This is a genomic window from Luteibacter sp. OK325, assembly GCF_003050935.1.
Classification (GTDB): Bacteria; Pseudomonadota; Gammaproteobacteria; order Xanthomonadales; family Rhodanobacteraceae; genus Luteibacter.
This window is the reverse complement of the sequence record NZ_QAOX01000008.1, coordinates 22,290-46,758: the sequence shown is the minus strand read 5'-3', so window position 1 is coordinate 46,758 and position 24,469 is coordinate 22,290. Positions and strand designations below refer to the sequence as shown.

Sequence of the window (24,469 nt, the reverse complement as noted above, 5' to 3'; positions counted from 1 at the left end):
CTCCAGCAAGGAACCTCCACCATGCCATTCGACATCGCCCTAAGCGGCATCAATGCGGCGTCTTCCGACCTGGAAGTCACCGCGAACAACATCGCCAACGTCAACACTGTCGGCTTCAAGGGCTCGCGTGCCGAGTTCTCGCAGGTCTACTCGGCGGCAGGGAACAATCTTTCCGCCCAGGTCGCCGGCAGCGGCGTGCGTCTGACCAACATCTCGCAGCAGTTCAGCGACGGTGCCGCGACCCAGACCGGCAACTCCTACGACTTCGCCATCAGCGGTGCGGGCTTCTTCACCCTGCGTGACGGCTCGGGCTACTCCTATAGCCGCGCCGGCAACTTTCACCCCGATGAGAACGGCAACGTCGTCAACGCGACGGGCCAGAACGTGCAGGTCTACCCACCGACCGCCAATGGCGGTTTCGACATCAGCAGCCTGGCCGACCTGAAGCTGACCACCGGTTCCAGCCCGGCCAAGGCGTCGGCGGCGATCGGCCTGACCGCGAACCTGGCGGCGAGCGCCACGGCGCCGACCGGTGGCGCGTTCGATCCGACCGACGACAAGACCTACAACACCCTGTCGACTTTCCAGGCCTTCGATTCCCTCGGCGCTTCGCATACGGTCAACATGTACTACGTGAAGGATGCGACCAATCCGAACACGTGGAATACCCACATGACTGTCGACGGTACCGAAATCGGTACGGCCCAGCAGATGACCTTCAGTGCGGGCGGTGCGATCGTCACCCCGGCCGGCGGCAAGCTCAACTACGGTGCCGTTTCGCCGAACCCCGGTGCCGCGCCGATCAATCTCACCGTCGACATGAGCAAGGTCACCCAGTTTGGCGACTCGTCGTCGACCACGGCGGTCTCGAACGACGGCTACGCCGCCGGCACGTTCTCCAACATCGACGTGGCCAAGGACGGTACGGTCTCGGCGAAGTATTCCAACAACGTAAGCGTGCCGCTCGGCCAGCTGGCCATCGCCACCTTCGCCAACAACCAGGGCCTGCGCCAGCTCAACGACACCAACTGGGCGGCGTCCTCGGACTCGGGCCAGGCGGTCCAGGGCGTGGCGAACTCCGGCGATGTCGGCAGCGTGCAGTCCGGCTCGCTCGAGGCATCGAACACGGCCGACCTGACGGCGCAGCTGGTCAACATGATCAAGGCGCAGCGCAACTACCAGGCCAACGCCCAGGTCATCTCGACCGATAACACGCTGACCCAGACCATCATCAACATCCGCAACTAAGCGTGACCGCCGGCGCGGCCTCCGGGCCGCGCCGGCACACCTTCGCCGTCGAACAGGGATTCCGCCATGGACCGCTCCGTATATGTCGCGATGACCGGCGCCACGCAGATCATGCGCGCGCAGGACGAAGTGGCACACAATCTGGCCAACGCCAACACCACCGGCTTCAAGTCGGAGTTGTCGGCGTTCCAGAGCCTGCCGGTCCAGGGCGACGGCATGCAGACGCGTATCAACGGCGTAGCCCAGGGCACGGGTTGGGATACGACCCCCGGCGCGCAGATGCAGACCGGCAACGATCTTGATATCTCGGTGCAGGGTGACGGCTGGATTGCAGTGCAGGGTGCCGACGGTAACGAGGGGTACACCCGTGCCGGCAACCTGCGCATCGACGCTGACGGTTTGTTGACGGACGCGCGTGGCAATGCCGTCATGGGTGGCGGCGGCCCGATCACCATTCCGCAGGCGTCCAGCGTGAAGATCGGCACCGACGGCACGATCTCCGTCGTTCCACTTGGCGAATCGCCGTCCACGATCGCCACGACCGATCGCATCAAGCTGGTGAACCCCGGTAACGACCAGCTGACCTATGGCAGCGACAGCCTCATGCACATGAAAGACGGCAGCACGCCCCAGGCGGACGCCGATGTCCGGGTGGTTTCCGGCACGATCGAATCGAGCAACGTCAACCCTTCCGACGTGCTGGTGAAGATGATTTCGCTGTCACGCGAATTCGAAATGCAGGTCCGTTCCATCAAGACCGCCGACGACAACGCCCAGTCGGCATCGAAATTGCTACAGGTGGGTTAACCACCGCCACGCGACGCAATTCCGTCGCCGGCATGTAAAGCGCCCAAGCGCAGGAGTCAACGATGTTCTCGTCCCTCTGGATCGCCAAGACCGGCCTCGATGCGCAGCAGACGCGCATGGACGTCGTCTCCAACAACCTGGCCAATACGAACACCACGGGCTTCAAGCGCGCCCGCGCCGAGTTCGAGGATCTGACGTATCAGAACCGCGGCCAGGCCGGTGCACAGACGACGGAGCAGACCCAGTCACCCACCGGCTTCATGATGGGTACCGGCGTGCGCGTGGTCGGCACGCAGAAAATGTTCGACCAGGGCGGCTCGCAGCAGACCGACAACCCGCTCGATGTACGCATCGACGGCCGCGGCTTCCTGCAGGTGACCCTGCCGGATGGCACCGTCGGCTATTCGCGTGACGGTTCGCTCAAGCGCGACCAGGACGGCCAGATCACCACCAACGACGGTTACCCGCTCGAGCCATCCATCACCATCCCGGCCAATGCCAGCACGGTGACGATCGGCAAGGACGGCACCGTGAGTGTCACCACCGCCGCCAACGCGGCCTCGCAGCAGATCGGCACGATCCAGCTCGCCGACTTCGTCAATCCCGCCGGCCTGCAGCCGCGCGGCGACAACCTTTACCTGGAGACCGCTTCCAGCGGCGCTCCGCAGACGGGCACCGCCGGTCTCAACGGCCTCGGCACCCTCGACCAGAATGCCCTCGAAGCGTCGAACGTGAACGTCGTCGAGGAAATGGTGAACATGATCGAGACCCAGCGCGCCTACGAGATGAACTCGAAGGCGATCTCGACGGCCGATCAGATGCTTCAGTTCATCTCCAACAAGACCTGAGACACGTCATGAATCGTCACTTCGCCCGCATCCTGCTCGCTGCGCTGACGTTCGCCGCCCTCACCGGCTGCGCGATCGTACCGCCGACGCCGAAGCCGATGTACACCGCCACGCTGCCGCCCGAACAGACGGCCGCGCCGCAGGCGACCGGCTCGATCTACGCCGACCAGACCTCGCTGGAACTCTTCTCCGATCCGCGTGCGCATCGCGTCGGCGACATCCTCACCATCTCGCTGGTGGAAAGCACGCAGGCCAGCAAGAAGGCGACGACGGCGACCAGCAAGAAGAACGGCAACAACATCACCGCTCCCACGATCCTCGGTCACGGGCTGAAGATCGGTGGCAACACGGCGAACAGTACGCTGGAAAGCGACAACTCATTCGCCGGCGACGGCTCCTCGAGCCAGAGCAACGCGCTGACCGGCCAGATCACGGTAACCGTGGCGCAGCGCCTGTCGAACGGCGCGCTCATCGTACGTGGCGAGAAGTGGCTCACCATCAACCAGGGCGAAGAGCTGGTGCGCATCTCCGGCATCGTCCGTGCGCAGGACATCGGCAACGACAACATCGTGCCGTCGAGCCGAGTGGCGGATGCGCGCATCGAATACGTCGGCAAGGGCACCCTGGCCGATTCGAACACGCGCGGCTGGCTGTCGCGCTTCTTCGACTCGAAGTGGATGCCGTTCTGATGAAGACCTTCGCACTCCGCTTTCGCGGCATCGTCCGCACGGCAGCGGCCGTGCTGGCTCTCGGCGCCATCGTTCCGGCGCAGGCCGACCGCATTCGCGATCTCGTCCAGGTCGGCGGCGTGCGCAGCAACCAGTTGATCGGCTACGGCCTGGTCGTCGGCCTCGACGGCAGCGGCGACCAGACCAGCCAGGCTCCCTTTACCACGCAGAGCCTGGAGAACATGCTCCAGCAGTTCGGCGTGACGGTACCGGCCAACGTACGTCCGCAGCTCAAGAATGCCGCCGCCGTGACGATTACCGCCGAGCTGCCGCCGTTCGCCAAGCCCGGCCAGCGCATCGACGTCACGGTTGCTTCGATCGGCAATGCGAAGAGCATCCGCGGTGGCGAGCTGCTCATGTCCCCCCTCAAAGGTGCCGACGGCAATATCTATGCGATCGCGCAGGGCAGCGTCGTGGTCGGTGGCGTGAGCGCGCAGGGCAAGAGCGGCTCCAGCGTGCAGGTCAATATTTCCGCCAGCGGTCGCATTCCCGGCGGCGCCAGCATCGAGCGCAGCGTGGCATCGTCCTTCGACAAGGGCGGCGACCTCATGCTCAACCTCAATACCGCCGACTTCACCACGGCCGCGCGTATTGCCGAGGCGGTCAACCGTAACTTTGGTTCGGGTACGGCCAACGCCATGGATTCCGGGTCGGTCGCCGTACGTGCGCCGATGGATCCGTCGCAGCGTGTTTCCTGGCTGTCGACCATCCAGGCCCTGGAAGTCACCCCGGGCGATGCGCCGGCGCGGATCATCGTCAATTCGCGTACCGGCACGGTGGTCATCGGCTCCGACGTCAAGGTCGGCGCGGCCGCCGTGGCACACGGTTCGATCCAGGTCACCATCAGCGAGCAGCCGCAGGTCAGTCAGCCGAACGCGTTCTCGCGCGGCCAGACTGCCGTGGTGCCGAGCAGCCAGGTGGCGGTCAGCGAAGACGGTGGCCACATGTTCAAGTTCGGTCCGGGGACCAGCCTCGACGCCATCGTGCGCGCGGTGAACCAGGTCGGCGCCTCGCCCAGCGATCTCATCTCGATCCTGCAGGCGCTGAAGGAATCCGGTGCACTGCATGCCGAGCTGGTGGTGATCTGACATGGCGAGTACGGTCGACGCACAGAAGCTTGGCACTTACTCGGACATGTCCGGGTTTGCCGGCCTGCGTGCGGCCGCGCAGCAGAACTCGAAGTCGGCCCTGCCGACCGTCGCCAAGCAGTTCGAATCGATCTTTACCCAGATGATGCTGAAGTCCATGCGTGACGCCAGTTCGGCGATGGGCGACGACATGATGGGTTCGCAGGCGGCCAACTCTTACCGCGATATGTTCGATCACCAACTTTCGGTCACGCTGTCGCAGGGCAAGGGCATCGGTATTGCCGACATGCTGATGCGCCAGCTCGGCGGTACGCCGTCCACGCTGAGTACGTCGGCGGACAACGGTCTGTTTGCCGGTGTCACCGGCGACGCCAGCACGGCTGATGCCGTGTCGTCCAAGTCCGACCAGGACAGCGGCTTGATGGATTCGCTCGAGCGCATGCTCGGCAAGGCCGGGCAGGCGGTGGGCGACGGTGCGAACGCCGTGGTCAACGCCGTGGGTAAGCTGTCCATCGCCAGTCCGGAAGATTTCGTGCAGAAGCTCGCACCGCATGCGATCGAGGCGGCGAAGAAGCTCGGCGTCTCCGTGCGTGCCTTGCTCGCCCAGGCGGCTCTTGAAACGGGCTGGGGCAAGCACATGCCGGCACAGGGCACGACAGCAAGTAACAACATGTTCGGGATCAAGGCCGGCGGAAGCTGGGACGGAAAGCGCGTCAACGTTCCCACGCTGGAGTACGAGAATGGCGTTGCCGTGCGCAGGAAGGACAGTTTCCGCGCTTACGATTCGCCGTCGGACTCGTTCAAGGATTACGCAAACATGGTCGCCAGCAGTCCGCGCTACGCGAACGCTGTCGGTCGTGGCGACGATATCGCCGGTTTCGCTCATGCACTGACCAGTGGTGGTTATGCCACCGATCCCAGCTATGCACAGAAGCTCACCGATATCGCCAACGGGCCAGTGATGAAGCAAGCGCTCGCAGCGCTGAAGCAAGTCGCCGGCGATCTGTAAGCACGGGCCCATGAAGAGTTAAACGAAGGAATAGACGATGGCCGATCTGCTCTCCACCGGTGTATCCGGACTACTTGCCTCACAAGTGGGCCTGGCCACCGTTGGTCACAACATCAGCAACGTCAACACCGCGGGCTATACGCGGCAGACGACGACATTCAATGCACGTGCGCCCCAGTTCAGCGGCGGCTATTACGTTGGCCAGGGCGCCGACGCGATCAGCGTGCAGCGGGCGTACAGCCAGTTCCTGACCCAGTCGGTATGGTCGGCTAACTCCGGGCAGAGCCGCGCGTTGCAGTACGCCAATCTCACCGCCTCGGTGAACAACGCCGTGAGTGGCTCGGCGAACCTGCAGACCGCTCTCGATGGCTTCTTCGGTTCGGTGAGCGATGTAGCCAACGCGCCGATCGATACCGCCAGCCGGCAGGCCATGATCGGCAAGGCGAACACGCTGGTCGCCACGTTCAAGTCGCTGTCCTCGCAGTTCCAGCAGCTCGACCAGCAGACCAACCAGCAGATCAGCGCCGCCGTGGACAGCATCAATTCGCTGGCCAAGAGCATCGCTGACCTGAACAGCCAGATCGGGAAAGGCTATGCCGGGGGTGCGGTACCGAACGATCTGCTGGACGCGCGTGACCAGGCGGTGGCGCAGCTGTCGCAGATCGTCGGGGTGAACGTCACCCAGAACACCGACCACATGTATACGGTTTCGGTGGGCAATGGCCAGCCGCTGGTCAGCGGTACCAATGCCACCACCTTGAGCACGGCAAACAACCAGTACGACGCCTCGCGCCTGGAAGTGGTCGGCCCCGGCGGCTCGGTGATCAGCAACCAGCTGGGCTCCGGCTCGCTCGGTGCGACCTTCGATTTCCGCACGAACGTGCTGGATCCGGCGCGCAACCAGCTCGGGCGCGCGGCCATCGCGATGACCGACGCCTTCAACAAGCAGAGTGCGCAGGGTATCGATCTGAACGGAGATGCCGGCGGCGACTTCTTCAGCATTTCCGATCCCGCCGTGTTCAACAGTACGACGAACACAGGAACGGGCTCGGTAACGGCCACCGTCGCCGACGTCTCCAAGCTCGACGCTTCCGACTACATCATGCGTTTCGATGGCACCAACTGGTCCGCGACGACGACCGCCGGTGTCAGCGTCCCGATGACCGGCGCCGGCACCGCGGCGAGTCCGTTCGTCATCGGTGGGCTGAGCGTGGTCGTCGGCGCGGGTGCAGCGGCGGGGGACAGCTTCCAGATCCAGCCGACGCGTAACGCGGCGTCGACGATGTCCGTCGCCGTGTCCGATACCAACAAGATCGCCGCCTCCGGCCCGCTTGCGGCGACCAGGGGCGCGAGCAACACCGGCAAGGGCGTGCTCGGCAACCTCACCGTTACCGACGTCACCAATCCTGCGTTCAATACACCGGCCAACATCGTCTTCACCTCGCCGACCAGCTATTCGATCAATGGCGGCGCTCCGCAGACCTATGCGGACGGCGACACCATCACGGGTCCGGGCTGGACGCTAAAGCTGACGGGCTCTCCTGCCGCTAACGATACGTTCTCGGTAAAACCGGCGGGTTCGGCCAGCGGTGACAACGGCAACGCGCTCGCCATGGCGAACGTCGCCACCAAGGGTGTGCTCGACAATGGCGTCACGACGGTGGGCAAGGCCTATAGCCAGCTGATCGCCCAGGTGGGTACGGCCGGTGCGCAGGCCAACACCGCTTTGACGGCACAGCAGAGCATCCTCGACCAGGCGACGGCGTCACAGCAGAGCCTGTCGGGCGTGAACATGGACGAAGAAGCGGCGAATCTCCTGCGCTTCCAGCAGTCGTATGCGGCCGCGGCGCAGGTGATCAATACCGCCAACACAATCTTCAATTCCCTTCTTACCGCAGTGCAGGGCTGATCATGCGTATTTCGACATCCTGGAGCGCGCAGCAATCCGTCAACACGATGCTGGATCGCCAGTACGACCTGTCGCAGACCCAGCTCGCGCTCGGCAATGGCAAGGCCATCCAGACTCCCGCGGACAATCCTGCCGCCGCCGCTCGTGCGGTCGACGTCAGCTCGGCCAGCGCCCAGAACGACCAGTACACGCGCAATATCCAGTCAGCGAACACCAAGCTTTCCGCCGAGGAGAGCACGATTTCCTCCGCCAGTGACATCCTCGATCGCATTCGTACGCTCACGCTGGAAGGCATGAACGGTACGCAGACCGATGAGTCGCGGCAGTCGATCGCCACCGAGTTGCGGCAGACGCTCGGCCAGCTCGTAGCCCTGGGCAATACGAAGGACGGGCAGGGCGAGTACCTCTTCGCCGGCAGCCGTACCTCCACCCAGCCGTTCAGTATCTCCGACCTCAGTGTCAGCTACAGCGGTGACCAGAACCAGCGCATGGTGGCGGCTGCGGCCGGCCTGCAGGTGGCGACCGGTGACAGCGGCTCGGATGTCTTCATGTCGATCCGTGGTGGCAACGGTACCTTCGTCACCTCAGCGGCAGCGACCAATACGGGTACGGCCGTGGTCGGTGCGACCTCGGTGACGGATGCGTCGCAGTGGGATGGCGGTAGCTACACGGTGAACTTCACCTCGCCCACCACCTACGAAATACATGACGCGACGAACCCCACCGGTCCGGCCCTCTCGACAGGCACGTATTCGGGCGACAGCGGCGCGATCAACTTCAAGGGCGCCCAGCTCAATATCACGGGCACGCCGGCGACGGGTGACTCGTTCGCTGTGGCGCCGTCCTCGTCGCAGGATGTGTTCTCGACGGTGGCCGGCATCATCACGGCGTTCGAAACGCCCGGCGGCGGCGCAGGCATGAACAACAAGCTCAATGCGCAGCTGCAGAACCTCGACCAGGCGCAGACGAGCTTCGTCGATACGCGCACCAAGATCGGTGCGCGCATGAATATTCTCGACCAGCAGACGCAGATCAGCGCCGATTCCTCGCTGCAGTATGCGAGCACGTTGTCGGACCTGACCGAGCTTGACGTTGCCAGTGCGGCGAGCAAGTTCTCGCAGCAACAAGCGGCGCTCGATGCCGCACAGCAGTCCTACGTAAAGATGCAGAATCTCTCGCTGTTCAATTACCTGAAGTAACGACAAGCGATGTCGGAGCCGCTTCAGATGTAGGAGCCGCTTCAGCTGTGGGAGCCGCTTCAGCGGCGATTCGTCCGGACAAGAGAGGCGGCCCAAGGTCGCCTTTTTTTTATGAGTGGTGTAGGAGCCGATTCATCGGCGAGCTCTTGCTTCGGTGGGGACTGAGGCCAGCAACCTGAAGGTCGCGGCTGCGCCGCGGGTTTATTTGCCATTCGCCGATGAATCGGCTCCCACCGAAAATAGGGCTAAACCTCGGGCTTGATGTGCCGATAAGGAACCCGACAGAGCCTGGGGCACATTTCTTCCGGACCCTGATCAAGAAAGTTGTTGACAGGCAGAAAAAGTTCTCAAGTTTCTTCCCGGCGTGCCGTAAACCTCTCTGAGGCGGAAGGCTTCCATTACGGAACCCCGCCGGACTACGCCGCACAACCTCCGGCATTTCGGTTCCGCTTACAAAGGATTATTCCCATGGCTCTGACCATCAACACCAACATCATGTCGCTGAACGCTCAGCGTAACCTGGGCACTTCGCAGACGAAGCTGGCCTCGGCTATCGAGCGTCTGTCGTCGGGTAACCGCATCAACAGCGCGAAGGACGACGCCGCCGGCCTCGCCATTTCGACCCGCATGACCACGCAGATCAACGGCCTCAACCGCGCCGTGCAGAACGCCAACGACGGCATCTCGCTGTCGCAGACGACCGAGTCGGCCCTCGACGAAGTCACGAACAATATGCAGCGCATCCGCGAGCTGGCCGTTCAGTCGACCAACGCCTCGAACTCGCCGTCTGACCGCGCCGCGCTCGACGCCGAAGTCCAGCAGCGTCTGGCGGAAGTCACCCGTATCGCCACGCAGACCAACTTCAACGGCATGAAGGTCCTGGACGGCTCCGCCCAGAACCTCAGCTTCCAGGTTGGCGCGAACGTCGGTGAAGTCATCAACGTCGGCCTGAACACCGGCATGAAGGCCAACCAGGTCGGCCAGCTGGCCACCACGTCGGTCGCCGCCACCTTCCCGACCGCAGCTGCCGGCCTTACCCTCGGCGCTGGTCAGCTGACGATCGGCGGCACGGACGTCACCGGTAACTTCACCGATGCCGCCGGCCTTGCTGCCGCCATCAACACTGTGTCGACCGGTCTCGCAACGGTCGTCGGCGGCGAAGTCAAGCTGACCAATACCACGGGTGCCGCCATTGTCGTGGGCGGTTCCAGCGCCGCCGGCCTCGGCTTGGCTGGTTCGATTGCAGCTACCACCGGTACCGCGACGTCCACGGGTGTTGCAACGGCTGTCGCCGCTCCCGCCGGCACCGCTACCACTCCGGTCACGATCGCCTCGGGCGCCCTGTCGATCCAGGTTGGCAGCGGTACGGCCTTCAACATCTCGGGCACGTTCAAGTCCACCCAGGACCTGGCCGACGCAATCAACAGCAAGTCCAGCGAAGGCATCACGGCCTATGTCAGCGCGACCGATGGCAGCCTGAAGCTCTCCTCCGCCCAGGACATCACGATCACCGCGACCGGCGCCGCCGCGACGCTTGGCTTTGCCACCGGCACCACGGCGGTTTCGGCCACCAGCACGCTCGCCGACGCCAGCGTGTCCACGGTGGACGGCGCGAACGATACGATCAACCGTATCGATGCCGCCCTGCAGTCGGTCTCCAGCCTGCGCTCCACCCTCGGCGCGGTGCAGAACCGCTTCGAGTCGACCATCTCCAACCTGCAGAACATCTCGCAGAACCTGACCTCGTCGAAGTCGGCTATCACCGACGCCGACTTCGCCCAGGAAACGGCGAACATGTCCTCGGCTCAGATCCTGCAGCAGGCCGGTGTCTCGGTCCTCGCCCAGGCCAACCAGAGCCAGCAGATCGTCACCAAGCTGCTCCAGTAATAGGCTTGGCAGGGTAATTGCTTAGTTGTCTGCGGCTGGTCCTCGCGAGGGGGCCAGCCGTCGACAAATTGGCGCCCAGGGCAGTGAGGCGTCCCCCAGGAGAGCTTCATGGCCACCAGTCCCATCACACTCGGTTCCAGCTCCATCGACGTCGCGTCCATTGTCAGCAACCTCGTTGCGAACAAACGCGCTGCGACGGACAAGGCCCTGGCCGACCAGGCCACTGCCAATACCACCCAGGTTTCCGCGATCGGCAACTTCACCTCGTCACTGACGAGCTTGCAGGCCGCGATCAAGGCGCTTACCGACGGTTCCGCGTTCACCACGCAGAAGACCTCGATCGGCGACTCCACCATCATCGGCGCAACCGCCGATGCCGACGCCCAGCCCAATACCTACAACATCGTTGTCGGCCAGCTGGCTTCCGTGCAGAAGACCACATCCTCGGGCTTCACCGACGCCACGTCCGCTGCCGGCACCGGCACGCTGACCATCTCGATCGGCGACAAGTCGATGAGCCTGAACGTCGCTTCGGGTTCGAATTCGCTGCAGAACATTCGCGATGCGATCAACAAGTCCTCGGACAACCCCGGCGTCACGGCCAGCATCATTACCGGTACCGATGGGGCGCATCTGGTCCTGACCTCCACGTCCACCGGCGCCGCCAACGCTTTCACGGTCACGACCAGTGGCGGTGACGGCAACCTGTCGAAGCTGAATTTCGATCCGACCACGGACACGGCGACGACCAAGGCGCAGGACGCGACCTTCACGATCGACGGCACCCCGGCGACCAGTACGACCAATTCGGTCGCGGGCGCCATCGACGGCGTGACCCTCAGTCTTTCGAAGATCGGCTCCAGCTCGCTCACTATCGCGAACGACCCGACGGCAGTAAGCACCGCGCTGCAGAGCCTGGTGACTTCGTACAACTCGTTCGTCTCGACATACCAGACGCTGACCAAGTACGACTCGACCAACAATCAGGTCGGCGCGCTGATCGGCGACGCCACGGTCACCTCGCTCAAAAGCCAGGTGAGCAGCCTGCTGGGATCGCAGTTCTCCGGCAACAGCTCGGGTCCGACCTCGCTCAGCAACCTCGGCGTCTCCTTCCAGGTGGACGGCACCCTCAAGTTCGACTCAACCAAGCTCACCGCGGCCCTCGCCAGCAATCCGAAGGAAACGCAGAACCTGCTCAGTAGCGCCAACGGCATCGCACCGAAGCTGGACGCCATGATCACCAGCTGGACCTCGTCCAGCGGCATCCTGACGCAGCGCACCGCCAACCTGAACCAGAAAGCGAAGGACATCGCGCAGCAGCAGAGTGACTATGAGGTCACCATCCAGGACTACACCACGCGGCTGACCACGCAATACACCGCGCTCGACACGATGATGACCAAGCTGAGCAGCACGAGCAGCTTCCTCCAGCAGCAGTTCGACTCGCTGACCGCCTCGAAGAGCTGATCGGAAACCCCAGGACTCACACATGGCACTCGGATATTCCCAGGGCGCAGGCGCCTACCAGCAGGTCCGTACCCACGGCGGCGTCGAAACCGCCGATCCGCACGGTCTGGTCACCATGCTCATGGACGGTGCGCTCGAGCGCATCCGCTTCGCACGCGGCTGCACGGTCAATGGCAACGTTGCCGGCAAGGGCGAGGCAATCTCCAAGTCCATCGAAATCGTCGGCGCCTTGCAGGGCGGCCTGAACCACAACGTGGAGACTCCGCTCATCGGCCAGCTGGACAGCCTCTACGACTACATGAGCCGTCGGCTGCTCCACGCCAACGTGCATAACGACATCAGCGCGCTGGACGAAGTCAGCGCCCTGCTGGGCCAGATCCGCGAAAGCTGGGTGGCCATTCCGGTCGAAGCGCGCCAGGTGGCCGGGACCGGCGCGTGAACGACACCGTCTGGTGCGACCTCGACCGCGTACTCGCCCTTACCGAGTCGATGCATGCGGCTGCGAGCGAAGGGCAGTGGGACGAACTGACCGCGCTGGAAGCCGAGCGCGAGCCGGTCCTGCGTAGCGGCAGCATGCGCGACACCCCGGAATCGATCGAATCGCTCAAGGCGATCATGCTCACCGACGGGCTGATCAAGGACCTGGTATCCGCCGCCCGCGACGAGACCGCCGCGGCATGGGATGCCTCCCGGCGCGTTCGTCGGGCCGTCGCCGCGTATAGTTCGTTCTGATCGACCTATCCTTTGGCAGGGGCGCCACGCATGAGTGACGAAGGCTGGCTGGAATTTTCCGAACGCGTCGCCTGGGACGCCCGCTTCCACGCCACGTGTGAGGCGGGTCCACGCCCCGATGCCGCACTCCTCGCCCTGATCAACGACCGGAACGCCAGCGTCCTGGTCGCGGTCTCCGCCCTGATGGACCGGCGTAGCGATACCAGCGAAGACGACAGCCCGCTCACCCAGGAGGTGGCCCGGCTCGACGCCAAGCTCAACGTGCTCATGGAGATCGTCAACCGGCTGCTCCTGCCGCAGTCGGGCCTGCCGCCTCGCATCGCACTTCGCTTCAACGCGTCCGGGGCGGTCCTGCCCTGGGATGGCCTGCCGCCGGTTGGCCAGACGGCACTGCTGAAGATCCACTTCGATGCCTGCCGGGCGCTGCCCCTCGAATTGCCGTGCAGCCGCCTTGCCGGTCCCACCGATGGCAAGGGGTTTCTCGGTTTCGAGGGGCTCACCGAACCGGTCCGTGACGGCATCGAGCGACTGGTTTTTCGCCAGCACCGGCGCCAGGTGGCCGAGGCGAGGGCGCATTCCCGCCCGCAAGAACCCTCGGAAGGGTGAAGTGACATTTTACGTCACGTGACGTCTGAACGTCGCGTGGCGTCCTGCGTCACATTCTGGACGCGTGTCGTCAGCCTTGACGTCACCGGGCTTCTTCACGCCGCCGCGACCTGCCGAAAAGGTTTTCTTCACCTAGACCGAGCCCGCTACAGAGCGTGAGTTCTTGCCGCGTCGCGCCGGAATTCCGACGTTGGCACGCTCCTTGATTGATACCTTGCAACGAAGCCGACGGGATTCCACCGCGAATCCCGCCCTGGCACTTCGATCACACGCAAACGTGAGGTATTTCAGGTGAAGTCTTCCAACTTTCTCGTCATCGAGTCCGACGCCACCCGCGCAGAGAACATCGTCTCGGCGCTCGCCTTCCTCGGCTACCGGCCGGTGCTGGCGAACCGCACGTCGACCCTGGATGCGAGCGAGAGCTGGCGCGGTGCCTTTGTCGGCACGGTGGAAGACGAGAGCGAGCTGGAAGGCTACCTGGCCGGCCTCGGTCGCCATGCGCGCAACCTGCCGCTGCTGGTAGCCGCCGATTCCCCGCTGGCCACCTCGCTGATCGTCGGCGACGATGCGCGCAGCCAGAACGTCGAACTGATCGACGTGCCCTTGCGCTACGAGCGCCTCTCCGAAGCCCTGCGTGCCCTGCATTCGCGCGTCGAGCCGACCCCGGCCAGCCGCCGCTTCGTCGGCCAGTCCGGTCCGATGCAGCGCGTCAACGCGCTGATCCGCCAGGTGGCCCCGTTCGATTCCAGCGTGCTCGTGCTCGGTGAGTCCGGCAGTGGCAAGGAACTGGTCGCGCGCACCATTCACGACTGCTCGCCGCGCCGCGACAAACCGTTCGTCGCGATCAATTGCGGCGCCATTCCCGCCGAGTTGCTCGAAAGCGAGCTGTTCGGCCACGAGAAGGGTGCCTTCACCGGCGCCATCAGCACCCGCAAGGGCCGTTTCGAGATGGCCGAGGGCGGCACGCTGTTCCTCGACGAAATTGGCGACATGAGCCTGCCGATGCAGGTGAAGCTGCTCCGTGTGCTGCAGGAGCGCGTTTTCGAGCGCGTCGGCGGTAACCGTGCGCAGCGCTGCGACGTGCGCATCATCGCTGCTACGCATCGCGACCTCGAAACCGCGATCGAGCGCGGCGGGTTCCGCGAGGACCTCTTCTACCGTCTGAGTGTGTTCCCCCTCGAGATGCCGTCGCTGAGCCAGCGCCTGGAAGATCTCCCGGCGTTGATCTCCGAGTTCAACCAGCGCCTGGTCCAGCGTGGCCTGTCGTCCGTGCGCTTCTCGCCCAGCGCGATGAACGCGCTGTGCCAGCACCCCTGGCCGGGCAACGTGCGCGAACTGTCGAACCTGGTCGAGCGCATGGCCATCCTCATGCCGCACGGCGATGTACGCGCCGCGGACCTGCCGGAAAAATACCGCGGCGCAGCGCCCGTGGAAGAAGTCTCTGGTGCCGCCCTGATCGCCATGATGGAAGCCGAGCCCGAGCCGGTGACCGAAACGTTCGCCTTCGGTGAGGGCGACCCCGCGGTGCTTCCGCTGGGCGGCCTGGATCTCAAGGATCACCTGGCCGGTATCGAGATCGGTCTGATCCGCCAGGCGCTGAATTCGGCCAACGGCGTAGTCGCCCATGCGGCCAAGCTGCTTCGCGTACAGCGGACCACGCTGGTCGAGAAGCTGCGCAAGTACGGTTTGTCCGAGACCGCGCAGGTGGGCTGACCGCCCGCTGCGTGGATCGCGTTCGGTTGGCATAGCTCGTGCATCGAGTGCCAGTAAGCCGATAACGCGTTGGAAAACCGTCATGACCACCATCGATGTCAACAGCCTCCTGCTCCAGATGCGCCGCATCACCGCGCAGAGCGAGATGCCCGCCATTCGTGGCGTGGGCGAGGCGGCAGGCGCCGGGAAGAGCTCGTTCGGTGACCTGCTCAAGCAATCCATCGACGGCGTGTCCAAGAGCCAGGATAAAGCCGAACAGATGGCGGCAGGTTTTGAACGCGGCGATCCGGGCATCGATCTGGCGCAGGTCATGATCCAGGGTCAAAAAGCCGACCTCTCGTTCCGCGCGATGAATGAAGTGCGCAACAAGATGGTCGATGCCTACAAAGAAATCATGAACATGTCGGTCTAAAGCGGCATGCGTCTCCGGAAAGGACTGAAGTCGAACCATGGCAGATAACGGCGTAGCCACCACGGACAAAAACGACGGCAAGCGCATGGACTCGCTGAAGTCGCTGGCACAGACGCCGGCGGCGCGGCAGCTCTTCATGCTCGCGGGTATCGCAGGCGCGGTCGCCATCGGCATCGCCGCGGTGATGTGGTCGCGTGCGCCGAACTACGGCCTGCTCTACGGTGGCCTTGAACAGAAAGACGCCGCCGCCGTGACCCAGGCGCTGCAGACGAGTAACATTCCGTACACGCTCAGCAACGACGGCAGCTCCATCTTCGTGCCTGCCGCCGACGCGGCCGGCGTCCGCCTCAAGCTTGCCGGTCAGGGCTTGCCGCAGGGCAGCGGCGCGAGCGCCGTGCCGCAGGCGGATTCTCCGTTTGGCATGAGCGACATGGCCGAACGCTCGCGCTACCAGTCCATGCTCGAGAGCGACCTCTCAAGCACCATCGCCGGCCTGCAGTCCATCCGCGCGGCGCGCGTGCATCTTGCCCTGCCCAAGCCTTCCGCCTTCGTTCGCGACAACAAGCCGGCCAGCGCCTCGGTCGTCGTTTCGCTCTATCCGGGCCGTCAGCTCGACCAGGGCCAGGTGGCCGCCATCGTGCATCTGGTGGCCGCCAGCGTGCCGGATCTCGATACGCGCCAGGTCTCGGTGATCGACCAGGGCGGCAACCTGCTCACGGTAAGCGACCCGGACAGCGCCTCGGCTATCGGCGACAGCCGGTTGCGCCTGTCCAATCGCATCGAAGCCACCTATACGCAGCGCGTCGAAGACCTGCTCACGCCGCTGGTCGGCGCCGGCAAGGTGCGCGCCCAGGTCTTCGCCGACCTCGATTTCTCGCAGACCGAGAAGGCCAGCGAAACGTTCAACCACGACAATCCCGCGCTGCGCAGCGAGCAGACCAACAGCGAAACGCGTACAGACGCCGCCAACAACGGTGGCGTGCCGGGTGCACTGAGCAACCAGCCGCCGAACACCGGCGCGAACGCCACCGCCGCCAATCCGGCTGCGGGCGCCGGTGCCAAGCCGGGGCAGGGCCAGAACGCCGCTACCCAGACGGCACAGACCCCGACGCAGCAGACGCAGAGCGCCACGCGCAACTTCGAACTCGATCGCACGGTCAGCCACGTCACCGATCCTGCCGGCAAGGTCGCGCGGCTTTCGGTCGCCGTGGTGGTCGACAACAAGCAGGTGCCGGACAAGGACGGCAAGAACAAGAGCGTGCCGTTCACGGCGGAAGAAATCGCCCGCCTGACCGAACTCACCAAGAACGCGGTCGGCTTCAGCGCCGCGCGTGGCGACAGCGTCAGCGTCATCAACGAAGCGTTCCACGGCGCGATCGCCGACGAGGAACCGCAATCGACACCGTTCTGGGAACGCCCGGGCATGCTCGATCTCATCAAGCAGGGCCTTGGCGTGATGATCGCCCTGGTGGTCGGCTTCTTCGTCCTGCGCCCCATCCTCAAGGGCCTGCTCAAGCCGGCGCCCATGAACATGAACGTGGCGCTCGCTGGCCCGATGCCGACGGTGTCGGTGATGGTCGACGATGACGACATGACCCCGGACCGTGTGAGCACCTCGCCGCAGCTGGGTTCACCCGCGCTGCTGGCTTACGAACAGAAGGTCGGTCTGGCCAAGCGCATGGCTGCCGAGAATCCCAAACAGGTTGCGCAGGTCGTGAAGAGCTGGGTGTCCGACGATGGCGCTTGAACCGAAAGATTCCCTGACCGGCGCGCAGCGCGCGGCGATCCTGCTGCTCACCCTGGGTGAGGAGGACGCCGCGTCGATCCTCAAGCACCTCGGCGCACGCGACGTGCAGGCGGTCGGCACGGCCATGGCCGCGCTGAAGAATGTTTCCAAGGAGCAGGTCGAAACCGTCCTGACCAAGTTGCAGGAAGACGTCGGCCAGCACACCTCGATCGGTGTCGGCACCGAGGAATACATCCGCCGCATCCTGGTCAACGCGCTCGGCGAGAACAAGGCCGGCGGCCTGATCGACCGCATCCTCCTGGGCCGCAGCAGCAAGGGCCTGGAATCGCTGAAATGGATGGAGAGCCGCGCCATCGCCGAGATGATCGGGCAGGAGCATCCGCAGATCATTGCGCTGGTGATGGCTCACCTCGAGGCAGACCAGGCCGCCGAAGTCATCGGTTACCTGCCTGCGCGTACACGCAGCGACGTGGTCATGCGCATCGCCACGCTGGACGGCGTGCAGCCGCACGCCCTGAACGAGCTCGACGAAATCATGGAGCGCCAGTTCTCCGGTAACTCCAACAAACTGAAGTCGGCCAGCGTCGGCGGCCTGAAGGCCGCGGCGGACATCCTCAACGCGATGGAAACCGCGCGCGAGGCCGAGCTGATGGCATCCATTCGCGGCATCGACACGGGCCTGGGCGAGCGCATCGAAGAACTCATGTTCGTCTTCGACGACCTCGCCGAGCTCGACGATCGCAGCATGCAGACGCTGCTGCGCGAAGTGCCGTCGGCACGCCTCATCACTGCCCTCAAGGGTGCGGAGACGGCCATCCGCGAGAAGATTTTCGCCAACATGTCCAAGCGCGCCGCGGACATGCTGCGCGACGATCTCGAGGTCAAGGGTCCCGTTCGCCTCTCCGAGGTGGATGCGGCACAGAAGGAAGTACTGGCCACGGCGCGTCGTCTCGCTGACGCGGGCCAGATCAATCTCGCCGGTGGCGGGGAAGAATTCGTCTGATGAGTCTTACCTCGATCCTCGCCCGGGAACGCGTCGACCAGTTCGAACGCTGGGAGCTGCCGATCGTAGGTGGGCCGGATCCGCATGTCGCCCGCCCGGAAGTCGAGGACGAAGGTCCGTTTCGGCCCACGGTGGCTGAGATCGAAGCGATCGAGCGGCAGGCGCGCGAGGAAGGCTTCAACGCAGGGCTCAATGAAGGCCGCGCCATGGCCAAGCGAGAGCTTGCCGAGCAGGTGGCGCGACTGGAGGCCCTTTTTGCCGCTGTCGAACGTCCCTTTGCCGAACTCGACCATGATGTTGCCGGTGACCTCGCCGTCCTCGCGACCGTGATCGCCGAGCGCGTCCTCGGCTATGAAATCGCCACCCAGCCGGAAAAGATTCTCGACATGGTTCGCCAGGCTGTCGATGCGTTGCCCGCTGCAACGCGTCACCTCAAGATTCACCTCAATCCCGCCGACGCCGCGCTCGTTCGCGAGCACCGCGTCGGTGTCGACCATGAAGGCACGGTCGTCGACGACGCCGCGCTGGAGCGCGGCGACGTGCGCCTGGAGAGCGAACAGTCGCGCCTGGATGCGCGTGTACGAACGCGCCTGGCCGCCGTGATCGACAGCGTGCTCGAAGGCCAGGTCGATCCCTCGTGAGCGCCGAGAACCACACCGCCGCTCGCATCGCGCACTGGCGCGAATCGCTCGCCGCCCAGCGCGCGAGCGCCGAGCGGGTGCGTCCGCTGCAGGCGGAAGGCAAGCTGCGCCGCGTGGTCGGGCTCACGCTCGAAGCCGTCGGCTGTGAGGCGCCGGTCGGCGCCCGTTGCATGGTCGCCGGTGCCGACGGCAGGCAGCTGGAAACCGAAGTGGTGGGCTTCTCGGATGGCCGCCTGCTGCTGATGCCCACGGGCGAGATGCACGGTGTGCTGCCCAATGCACGCGTGACGCCGGTGGCAGCTGTCTCCGGCGTGCCGGTGGGCGACTCCTTGCTGGGTCGTGTGATCGGTCCGGACGGCGCACCGCTGGACGGTCTCGGTCCGCTACTGGCACGCGAGCGTGCGCCGCTGCGTCGTGATCCCATCAATCCGATGATGCGCCGGCCGATCGACACGCCGCTCGACGTCGGTGTGCGCGCGATCAATTCGCTGCTCACGGTCGGGCGCGGCCAGCGCATCGGCCTGTTCGCCGGCTCCGGTGTAGGCAAGTCCACGCTGATGGGCATGATGACCCGCTTTACCGATGCGGACGTCGTCGTGGTCGGCCTGATCGGCGAACGCGGTCGCGAAGTAAAGGAATTCGTCGACCACACGCTGGGCGAGGAGGGTCGCCGTCGGGCGGTCGTCGTCGCCGCGCCGGCCGATGCGCCGCCGCTCAGCCGCCTGCGTGGTGCGCAGGTCGCCACTGCCGTGGCCGAACATTTTCGTGACCAGGGCTTGCGCGTGCTCCTGCTGATGGACTCGCTCACCCGCTATGCCCAGGCCCAGCGCGAAATCGCACTGGCCATCGGCGAACCGCCGGCGACCAAAGGCTATCCGCCGTCGGTGTTCGCGATGCTGCCAGCGCTCGTCGAGCGCGCCGGTAACGACGCCGAAGGTCGTGGCTCCATCACGGCGTTCTATACGGTGCTCACCGAGGGTGACGATTACCGTCACGACCCGATCGCCGACGCAGCCCGTGCCATCCTCGACGGGCACATCGTGCTGTCGCGCGATCTCGCCGAAGCGGGTCATTACCCGGCGATCGACATCGAAGCCTCCATCAGTCGCGTCATGCCTGCGGTGGTCAGCAAGGATCACATGCGCTCCGCGCAGCGTTTCCGCCAGGTCTATTCGGCGTATCGCCAGCAGCGCGACCTGATCGCCGTGGGTGCGTACCAGAAGGGCAGCGATCCGCGCACGGACGAGGCCATCGCGCTCTACCCGCGCCTGTCGGCCTTTCTCCAGCAGGAAACCGACGAGCCGGTGAATCTTGCCGATGCCGAATCCGGCCTCGCTGATACGACGAAGGCCAGCTGATGCCGTCGCGTGCCGACCGCCTGCAACCTGTGGTCGACCTGGCCGAAGAAAAGGCCGAGGACGCCGTGCGCGTGCTTGCCACGCAGCAACGCGCGTTGGCCGACGCCGAGCACCAGCTCGTCGAGTTGCGCAAGTACCGCAACGAATACGCCGAGATGCCGGATGGCATCGGCATCGCCGCCTTGCTCAACCGGCAGCAGTTCCTGCAGAAAATCGACATGGCCATCGTGCAGCAACTGGGTGAGGTGCAGCGCCGCGAACAGGCGCTGGATCACGCGCAGAGGCTGTGGAGCGATGCACGGGGCCGCGCGAAGGCACTGGACTCGGTCACCACGAAGTACCGCGAACAGGAACGCAAGTCGGAAGATCGCCGCGAGCAGGCGCAGGCAGACGAACGCTCGCAATACCGCCGAAATCCCCGGAGCGAGGCGTGACGCCTCCGTGCGTCCGCCGCCTCCCGAACGACCTCATCGAGTATCCCGCATGAACAACGCCACGATTGCCCTCAACGTCGCCCGCCCCGCCACGCCCACGCCTTCGCCCGCGCCGGGCGCCGCCAATGCGTCTTCGGTGACAGGTAAGGCGAACGACGACACGGCCTCGAACAAGCGCTTCGACGCGGCGATGGATGCGGCGCACGCCGATGCGCGCAAGGCCAGCGACCCATCCTCGGACAAGGGCAGCACCCCATCGACGACAACGTCCTCGACCGCGAAAGACGCGAGCACGGACAAGACGGCATCGACCCAGGCGACCGACAAGAAGCCGGACGACGACGCGACGAAGAAAGACGACTCGACCGACGGCGATACGTCGCTCGCTACCAGCGTGCTCGCCCTGATTGGCGTGCCACCGGCGGTCGGTGGCCTGGCTGCCAAGGCGCTCGCCACGGCGACAGCAACGGCCGGCAAGCTGGGTAATGCACTCGCCTCGATGACCGGTGCGGGTACGACGCCTGGTCTTGCCGCCACGGTGGATGCCACGGCTGGTACGAAGGACGGCGCCGCGGCCGGCCTGACAACCATGGACACCCTTGCGGTGGCGACTCCCGCTGCCACGGTCACCGCGTCGCCGTTCGCGGCCCTGCTCGCCGCCCAGGGCAGTGACCTGTCGGTGCCGAAGGACGACGCCCCGGCGACCGATCCGGCGAACGCCAGCCCGATGCCGCTCATGCACGCGCCGGCGATGAACGGCGTGGCCGGTCCGGCGGTGCAGGTTCAGGCGACCCAGGCGGCCACCTCGCCGCAATTCGGCCAGGAGTTGGGCGAACAGATCGCCTGGATGGGCTCGGGCGACGTCAAGTCGGCACGCATCAAGCTTCATCCGGAAGAGCTCGGCAGCATGGACGTGCATGTGACCATGGATGGCGGCAAGGTCAATGTCGCCATCCTCGCGCAGCATCCGGCGGCGGTGCACGCCGTGCAGCAGACGCTGTCGCAGCTGGACACCATGCTCGCGCATCACGGCCTGTCCCTCGGCCAGGCCGATGTCGGCCAGCGTAATCCCGGACAGAATCCCGCCGACGGCGATGCCGCGGCCGGGCAGCACAGCGGGGCCGACGACGGTACGGCGGCGACGGGCGCGGTGGCGACCTCGCGCGTGTCGCGCAGCCTGCTCGACGAGGTGGCGTAACCCGTCTCGGTGACGTGATGTCGGCGGGCGTCAAATTATCGCCTCTTCCGCCGGGGCGGTCTCTCGACGAGAACCGCGTCACAGCGCCATCTTTCCATCCGCATACCGGATGACGCGGATGGCACGTGGCTTGCAACAATACCTGCAAGCCCTACGGGCACGACCGTATTCGTATTCGCATTGCAGAGGTTCCACGCATGGCCGCAGCACCCAAAGAATCCACCGAAGGCGCCGTTCCCAAGAAGAAGGGCAAGGGCGGGCTCATCCTCGTCGCCGCGCTGGTGGTGCTTGTTGCCGGCGGCGTGGGCGGCTACGTCATGATGAAGGGCGGCCACGGCAAGGCAGGCGCCGCTGACGCGACCGAGCTCGCCAAGTCCAAGCCGGCCGTTTACCTGCAGCTCGACCCCGCCTTCGTGGTCAATTTCCAGGACGATACCGCCCTGCGTTTCCTGCAGGTGGGCGTGAACGTGATGTCGCACGATCCCGAAGCGATCGCCGCCGCCAAGGAGGCCGATCCCGAGATCCGCAATGCGCTGCTGATGCTGTTCTCCGCGCAGGACATCAAGTCGCTGTCCGACGTGAAGGGCAAGCTCAAGCTGCAGGCCGCCGCGCTGGCCGAAATCCAGCGCGTGCTCAAGGAGAAGATCGGTCGTCCCGGCGTGGACGCGGTCTACTTCACCAGCTTCATCATGCAGTGACGGGAAGCTTCAGCCATGAGTGACATCCTTACCCAGGAAGAAATCGACGCCCTCCTGGCTGGCGTGGAAGGCGGCGCGGTCGAGACCGAGATCGAGCTTCCGCCGCCCGGTGGCATCCTGGACTACGACTTCACCCAGCAGGACCGCATCGTCCGCGGCCGCCTGCCGACGCTGGAAATGGTCAACGACCGCTTCGCCCGTTACTTCCGCGCCAACCTCTTCAACGTGCTGCGCAAGTCCTGTGAAGTCTCGGTGCTTGGCGTGAAGATGACCAAGTTCAACGAGTATGTGCACTCGTTGGCGGTGCCGAGCAATCTCAACCTGATCCGGATCAAGCCGCTTCGCGGTACGGCGTTGATGGTGTTCGAGCCGCGCCTGGTCTTCACCGTCATCGACAATTTCTTCGGCGGCGACGGCCGCTATCACGCGCGGATCGAAGGCCGGGATTTCACCCCGACCGAGAACCGCGTGATCCAGATCGTGCTGCAGGAAGCCTTCACGGCCATGGCCGAGGCCTGGGCACCGGTGTTGAAGATGCAGTTCGAGTTCCTCAATTCCGAGATCAATCCGCAGTTCGCCAACATCGTCAGCCCCACGGAAACCGTGGTGGTGTCGCGCTTCCATATCGAACTCGATGGCGGTGGCGGCGAAGTGCACCTGACCCTGCCGTACTCGATGGTCGAGCCGATCCGCGAGTTGCTCGACGCCGGCGTACAGAGCGACCGCGCGGAGCGTGACGAACGCTGGATCCAGAACCTGCACGAAGAGATCCTCGACGCAGAAGTGGAGGTCACCTCGATGCTGGCCGAAGCACGGCTGACCATCGGCGACTTCCTGCACCTGCGCAAGGGCGACGTCATTCCGATCAACCTGCCGGAGTTCGCCACGATCTTCGCCGAGGACGTGCCGATCTTCCGCGGCCGCATGGCCAATTCCAACGGCAATAAGGCCATCCAGTTCGATTCGCTGATGCGCAAGCGCGGCGAGGGCAAGGCCATGCCGGTGACGACCACCGAGCCGATTCCTGAGTTGGTTTGAGGTCTGAAAAGCATCGCCGATGAATCGGCTCCCACAAAAGACCTGCCGGACCCCTGGGCCGGTGGGTCATTTGCTTTGTGTGGGAGCCGGTCATCTGCTTTGTGTGGGAGCCGCTTCAGCGGCGATGGGTGCTCGCCCCAGTCCCCCAACCTGACGTCAACTGACCGTCTCCGCGCGCAACTGCCGTCACGCGTCAGCTTTCCGACAAGCGTCAGTTTCGGGTCGGCCTGGGCTCCCCAGGTCACCCCGCCAAACACCTGAAAAAACACGAAAAATTCACCGTCTCCCGGTCGCCGAATCCATGGCACGCCGTTTGCTTCTAAGGGTACATACCCAGCAACGCGATCACCGGAACCGACATGAACGAACCCACCACGCTCGAAGAGATCGAAGGCGCCAACGAAGCCAGCCTGCACAAGTCCATGGGCCTGGGTGCCGAGGTGAACCTCGACGTCATCCTGGACGTGCCGGTCACGATGGCGATGGAAGTCGGTCGTACCAAGATCAGCATCCGCAACCTGCTCCAGCTCAACCAGGGCTCGGTGGTCGAACTGGACCGTGCCGCCGGCGAACCGCTGGATGTGTTCGTTAACGGGACCCTGGTCGCCCACGGCGAAGTGGTCGTGATCAACGAGAAGTTCGGTATCCGGCTGACCGACGTGATCAGTCCGGCCGAGCGCGTCCGCAAGCTGCGGTGAT

24 protein-coding genes are annotated in these 24,469 nt (G+C 64.8%); all 24 read left to right on the top strand.

Annotated elements, in window-relative coordinates:
* Positions 1-21: 21 nt before the first annotated feature.
* The 24 genes from flgE to fliN all read left to right on the top strand — a co-directional run bounded on the left by flgE (position 22) and on the right by fliN (position 24,468).
* A complete protein-coding gene (flgE, locus tag C8J98_RS16700) occupies positions 22-1,248 on the top strand; it encodes a flagellar hook protein FlgE (RefSeq protein ID WP_107914322.1) in 1,227 nt (408 codons plus the stop codon).
* A 66-nt stretch (positions 1,249-1,314) separates the two neighbouring features.
* Positions 1,315-2,055: a flagellar basal-body rod protein FlgF gene (gene flgF, locus C8J98_RS16695; RefSeq protein ID WP_107914321.1), complete on the top strand. Its 741-nt coding sequence runs from the start codon at positions 1,315-1,317 to the stop codon at positions 2,053-2,055.
* Positions 2,056-2,117: 62 nt separating this feature from the next.
* Positions 2,118-2,903, top strand: coding sequence for a flagellar basal-body rod protein FlgG (gene flgG, locus C8J98_RS16690; protein WP_107914320.1), 786 nt, complete (start codon positions 2,118-2,120; stop codon positions 2,901-2,903).
* Positions 2,904-2,911: 8 nt separating this feature from the next.
* On the top strand, positions 2,912-3,592 hold the full coding sequence (gene flgH / locus C8J98_RS16685; RefSeq protein WP_107914319.1) for a flagellar basal body L-ring protein FlgH: 681 nt from the start codon (positions 2,912-2,914) through the stop codon (positions 3,590-3,592).
* On the top strand, positions 3,592-4,719 hold the full coding sequence (locus C8J98_RS16680; RefSeq protein WP_107914318.1) for a flagellar basal body P-ring protein FlgI: 1,128 nt from the start codon (positions 3,592-3,594) through the stop codon (positions 4,717-4,719). Before flgH ends, C8J98_RS16680 begins: the two co-directional genes overlap by 1 nt.
* 1 nt (position 4,720) lies before the next feature.
* Positions 4,721-5,728: a flagellar assembly peptidoglycan hydrolase FlgJ gene (gene flgJ / locus C8J98_RS16675; protein WP_107914317.1), complete on the top strand. Its 1,008-nt coding sequence runs from the start codon at positions 4,721-4,723 to the stop codon at positions 5,726-5,728.
* A 37-nt stretch (positions 5,729-5,765) separates the two neighbouring features.
* Positions 5,766-7,637, top strand: coding sequence for a flagellar hook-associated protein FlgK (gene flgK, locus C8J98_RS16670; RefSeq protein WP_107914316.1), 1,872 nt, complete (start codon positions 5,766-5,768; stop codon positions 7,635-7,637).
* Between the two features lie 2 nt (positions 7,638-7,639).
* Entirely contained in the window at positions 7,640-8,836 is a 1,197-nt protein-coding gene (flgL, locus tag C8J98_RS16665) for a flagellar hook-associated protein FlgL (RefSeq protein WP_107914315.1), read from the top strand.
* 468 nt (positions 8,837-9,304) lie between these two features.
* Complete coding sequence (locus C8J98_RS16660; RefSeq protein ID WP_107914314.1) at positions 9,305-10,723, top strand: flagellin; 1,419 nt, start codon at positions 9,305-9,307, stop codon at positions 10,721-10,723.
* 108 nt (positions 10,724-10,831) lie between these two features.
* The gene (gene fliD, locus C8J98_RS16655; protein WP_107914313.1) at positions 10,832-12,190 is read left to right on the top strand and encodes a flagellar filament capping protein FliD; all 1,359 of its coding nucleotides are present in this window, start codon (positions 10,832-10,834) and stop codon (positions 12,188-12,190) included.
* Positions 12,191-12,212: 22 nt separating this feature from the next.
* Positions 12,213-12,629, top strand: a complete 417-nt coding sequence (fliS, locus tag C8J98_RS16650; RefSeq protein ID WP_107914312.1) for a flagellar export chaperone FliS — start codon at positions 12,213-12,215, stop codon at positions 12,627-12,629.
* Positions 12,626-12,922 (top strand): flagellar protein FliT, encoded by a 297-nt coding sequence (locus C8J98_RS16645; RefSeq protein ID WP_107914311.1) that lies wholly within the window; start codon positions 12,626-12,628, stop codon positions 12,920-12,922. The genes fliS and C8J98_RS16645 overlap by 4 nt, the downstream gene beginning before the upstream one ends.
* A 30-nt stretch (positions 12,923-12,952) precedes the next feature.
* Positions 12,953-13,528, top strand: a complete 576-nt coding sequence (locus C8J98_RS16640) for a PilZ domain-containing protein (protein WP_107914310.1) — start codon at positions 12,953-12,955, stop codon at positions 13,526-13,528.
* Positions 13,529-13,819: 291 nt separating this feature from the next.
* Positions 13,820-15,241, top strand: coding sequence for a sigma-54 dependent transcriptional regulator (locus tag C8J98_RS16635; RefSeq protein ID WP_107914309.1), 1,422 nt, complete (start codon positions 13,820-13,822; stop codon positions 15,239-15,241).
* Positions 15,242-15,323: 82 nt separating this feature from the next.
* A complete protein-coding gene (gene fliE, locus C8J98_RS16630; RefSeq protein ID WP_107914308.1) occupies positions 15,324-15,653 on the top strand; it encodes a flagellar hook-basal body complex protein FliE in 330 nt (109 codons plus the stop codon).
* Between the two features lie 37 nt (positions 15,654-15,690).
* Positions 15,691-17,400 (top strand): flagellar basal-body MS-ring/collar protein FliF, encoded by a 1,710-nt coding sequence (gene fliF / locus C8J98_RS16625; RefSeq protein WP_107914307.1) that lies wholly within the window; start codon positions 15,691-15,693, stop codon positions 17,398-17,400.
* A complete protein-coding gene (fliG, locus tag C8J98_RS16620) occupies positions 17,390-18,403 on the top strand; it encodes a flagellar motor switch protein FliG (protein WP_107914306.1) in 1,014 nt (337 codons plus the stop codon). The genes fliF and fliG overlap by 11 nt, the downstream gene beginning before the upstream one ends.
* Entirely contained in the window at positions 18,403-19,044 is a 642-nt protein-coding gene (locus tag C8J98_RS16615; protein WP_107914305.1) for a flagellar assembly protein FliH, read from the top strand. The genes fliG and C8J98_RS16615 overlap by 1 nt, the downstream gene beginning before the upstream one ends.
* Positions 19,041-20,402: a flagellar protein export ATPase FliI gene (gene fliI, locus C8J98_RS16610; RefSeq protein WP_107914304.1), complete on the top strand. Its 1,362-nt coding sequence runs from the start codon at positions 19,041-19,043 to the stop codon at positions 20,400-20,402. Before C8J98_RS16615 ends, fliI begins: the two co-directional genes overlap by 4 nt.
* Complete coding sequence (gene fliJ, locus C8J98_RS16605; RefSeq protein ID WP_107914303.1) at positions 20,402-20,836, top strand: flagellar export protein FliJ; 435 nt, start codon at positions 20,402-20,404, stop codon at positions 20,834-20,836. The genes fliI and fliJ overlap by 1 nt, the downstream gene beginning before the upstream one ends.
* Before the next feature lie 49 nt (positions 20,837-20,885).
* A complete protein-coding gene (locus tag C8J98_RS16600; protein WP_107914302.1) occupies positions 20,886-22,034 on the top strand; it encodes a flagellar hook-length control protein FliK in 1,149 nt (382 codons plus the stop codon).
* Between the two features lie 197 nt (positions 22,035-22,231).
* Positions 22,232-22,732 (top strand): flagellar basal body-associated FliL family protein, encoded by a 501-nt coding sequence (locus C8J98_RS16595; protein ID WP_107914301.1) that lies wholly within the window; start codon positions 22,232-22,234, stop codon positions 22,730-22,732.
* A 15-nt stretch (positions 22,733-22,747) separates the two neighbouring features.
* Positions 22,748-23,770 carry a flagellar motor switch protein FliM gene (gene fliM, locus C8J98_RS16590; RefSeq protein ID WP_107914300.1) on the top strand — a complete coding sequence of 341 codons (1,023 nt, stop codon included), beginning with the start codon at positions 22,748-22,750 and terminating at the stop codon, positions 23,768-23,770.
* Positions 23,771-24,192: 422 nt separating this feature from the next.
* The gene (fliN, locus tag C8J98_RS16585; RefSeq protein ID WP_197478325.1) at positions 24,193-24,468 is read left to right on the top strand and encodes a flagellar motor switch protein FliN; all 276 of its coding nucleotides are present in this window, start codon (positions 24,193-24,195) and stop codon (positions 24,466-24,468) included.
* Position 24,469 lies beyond the last annotated feature (1 nt).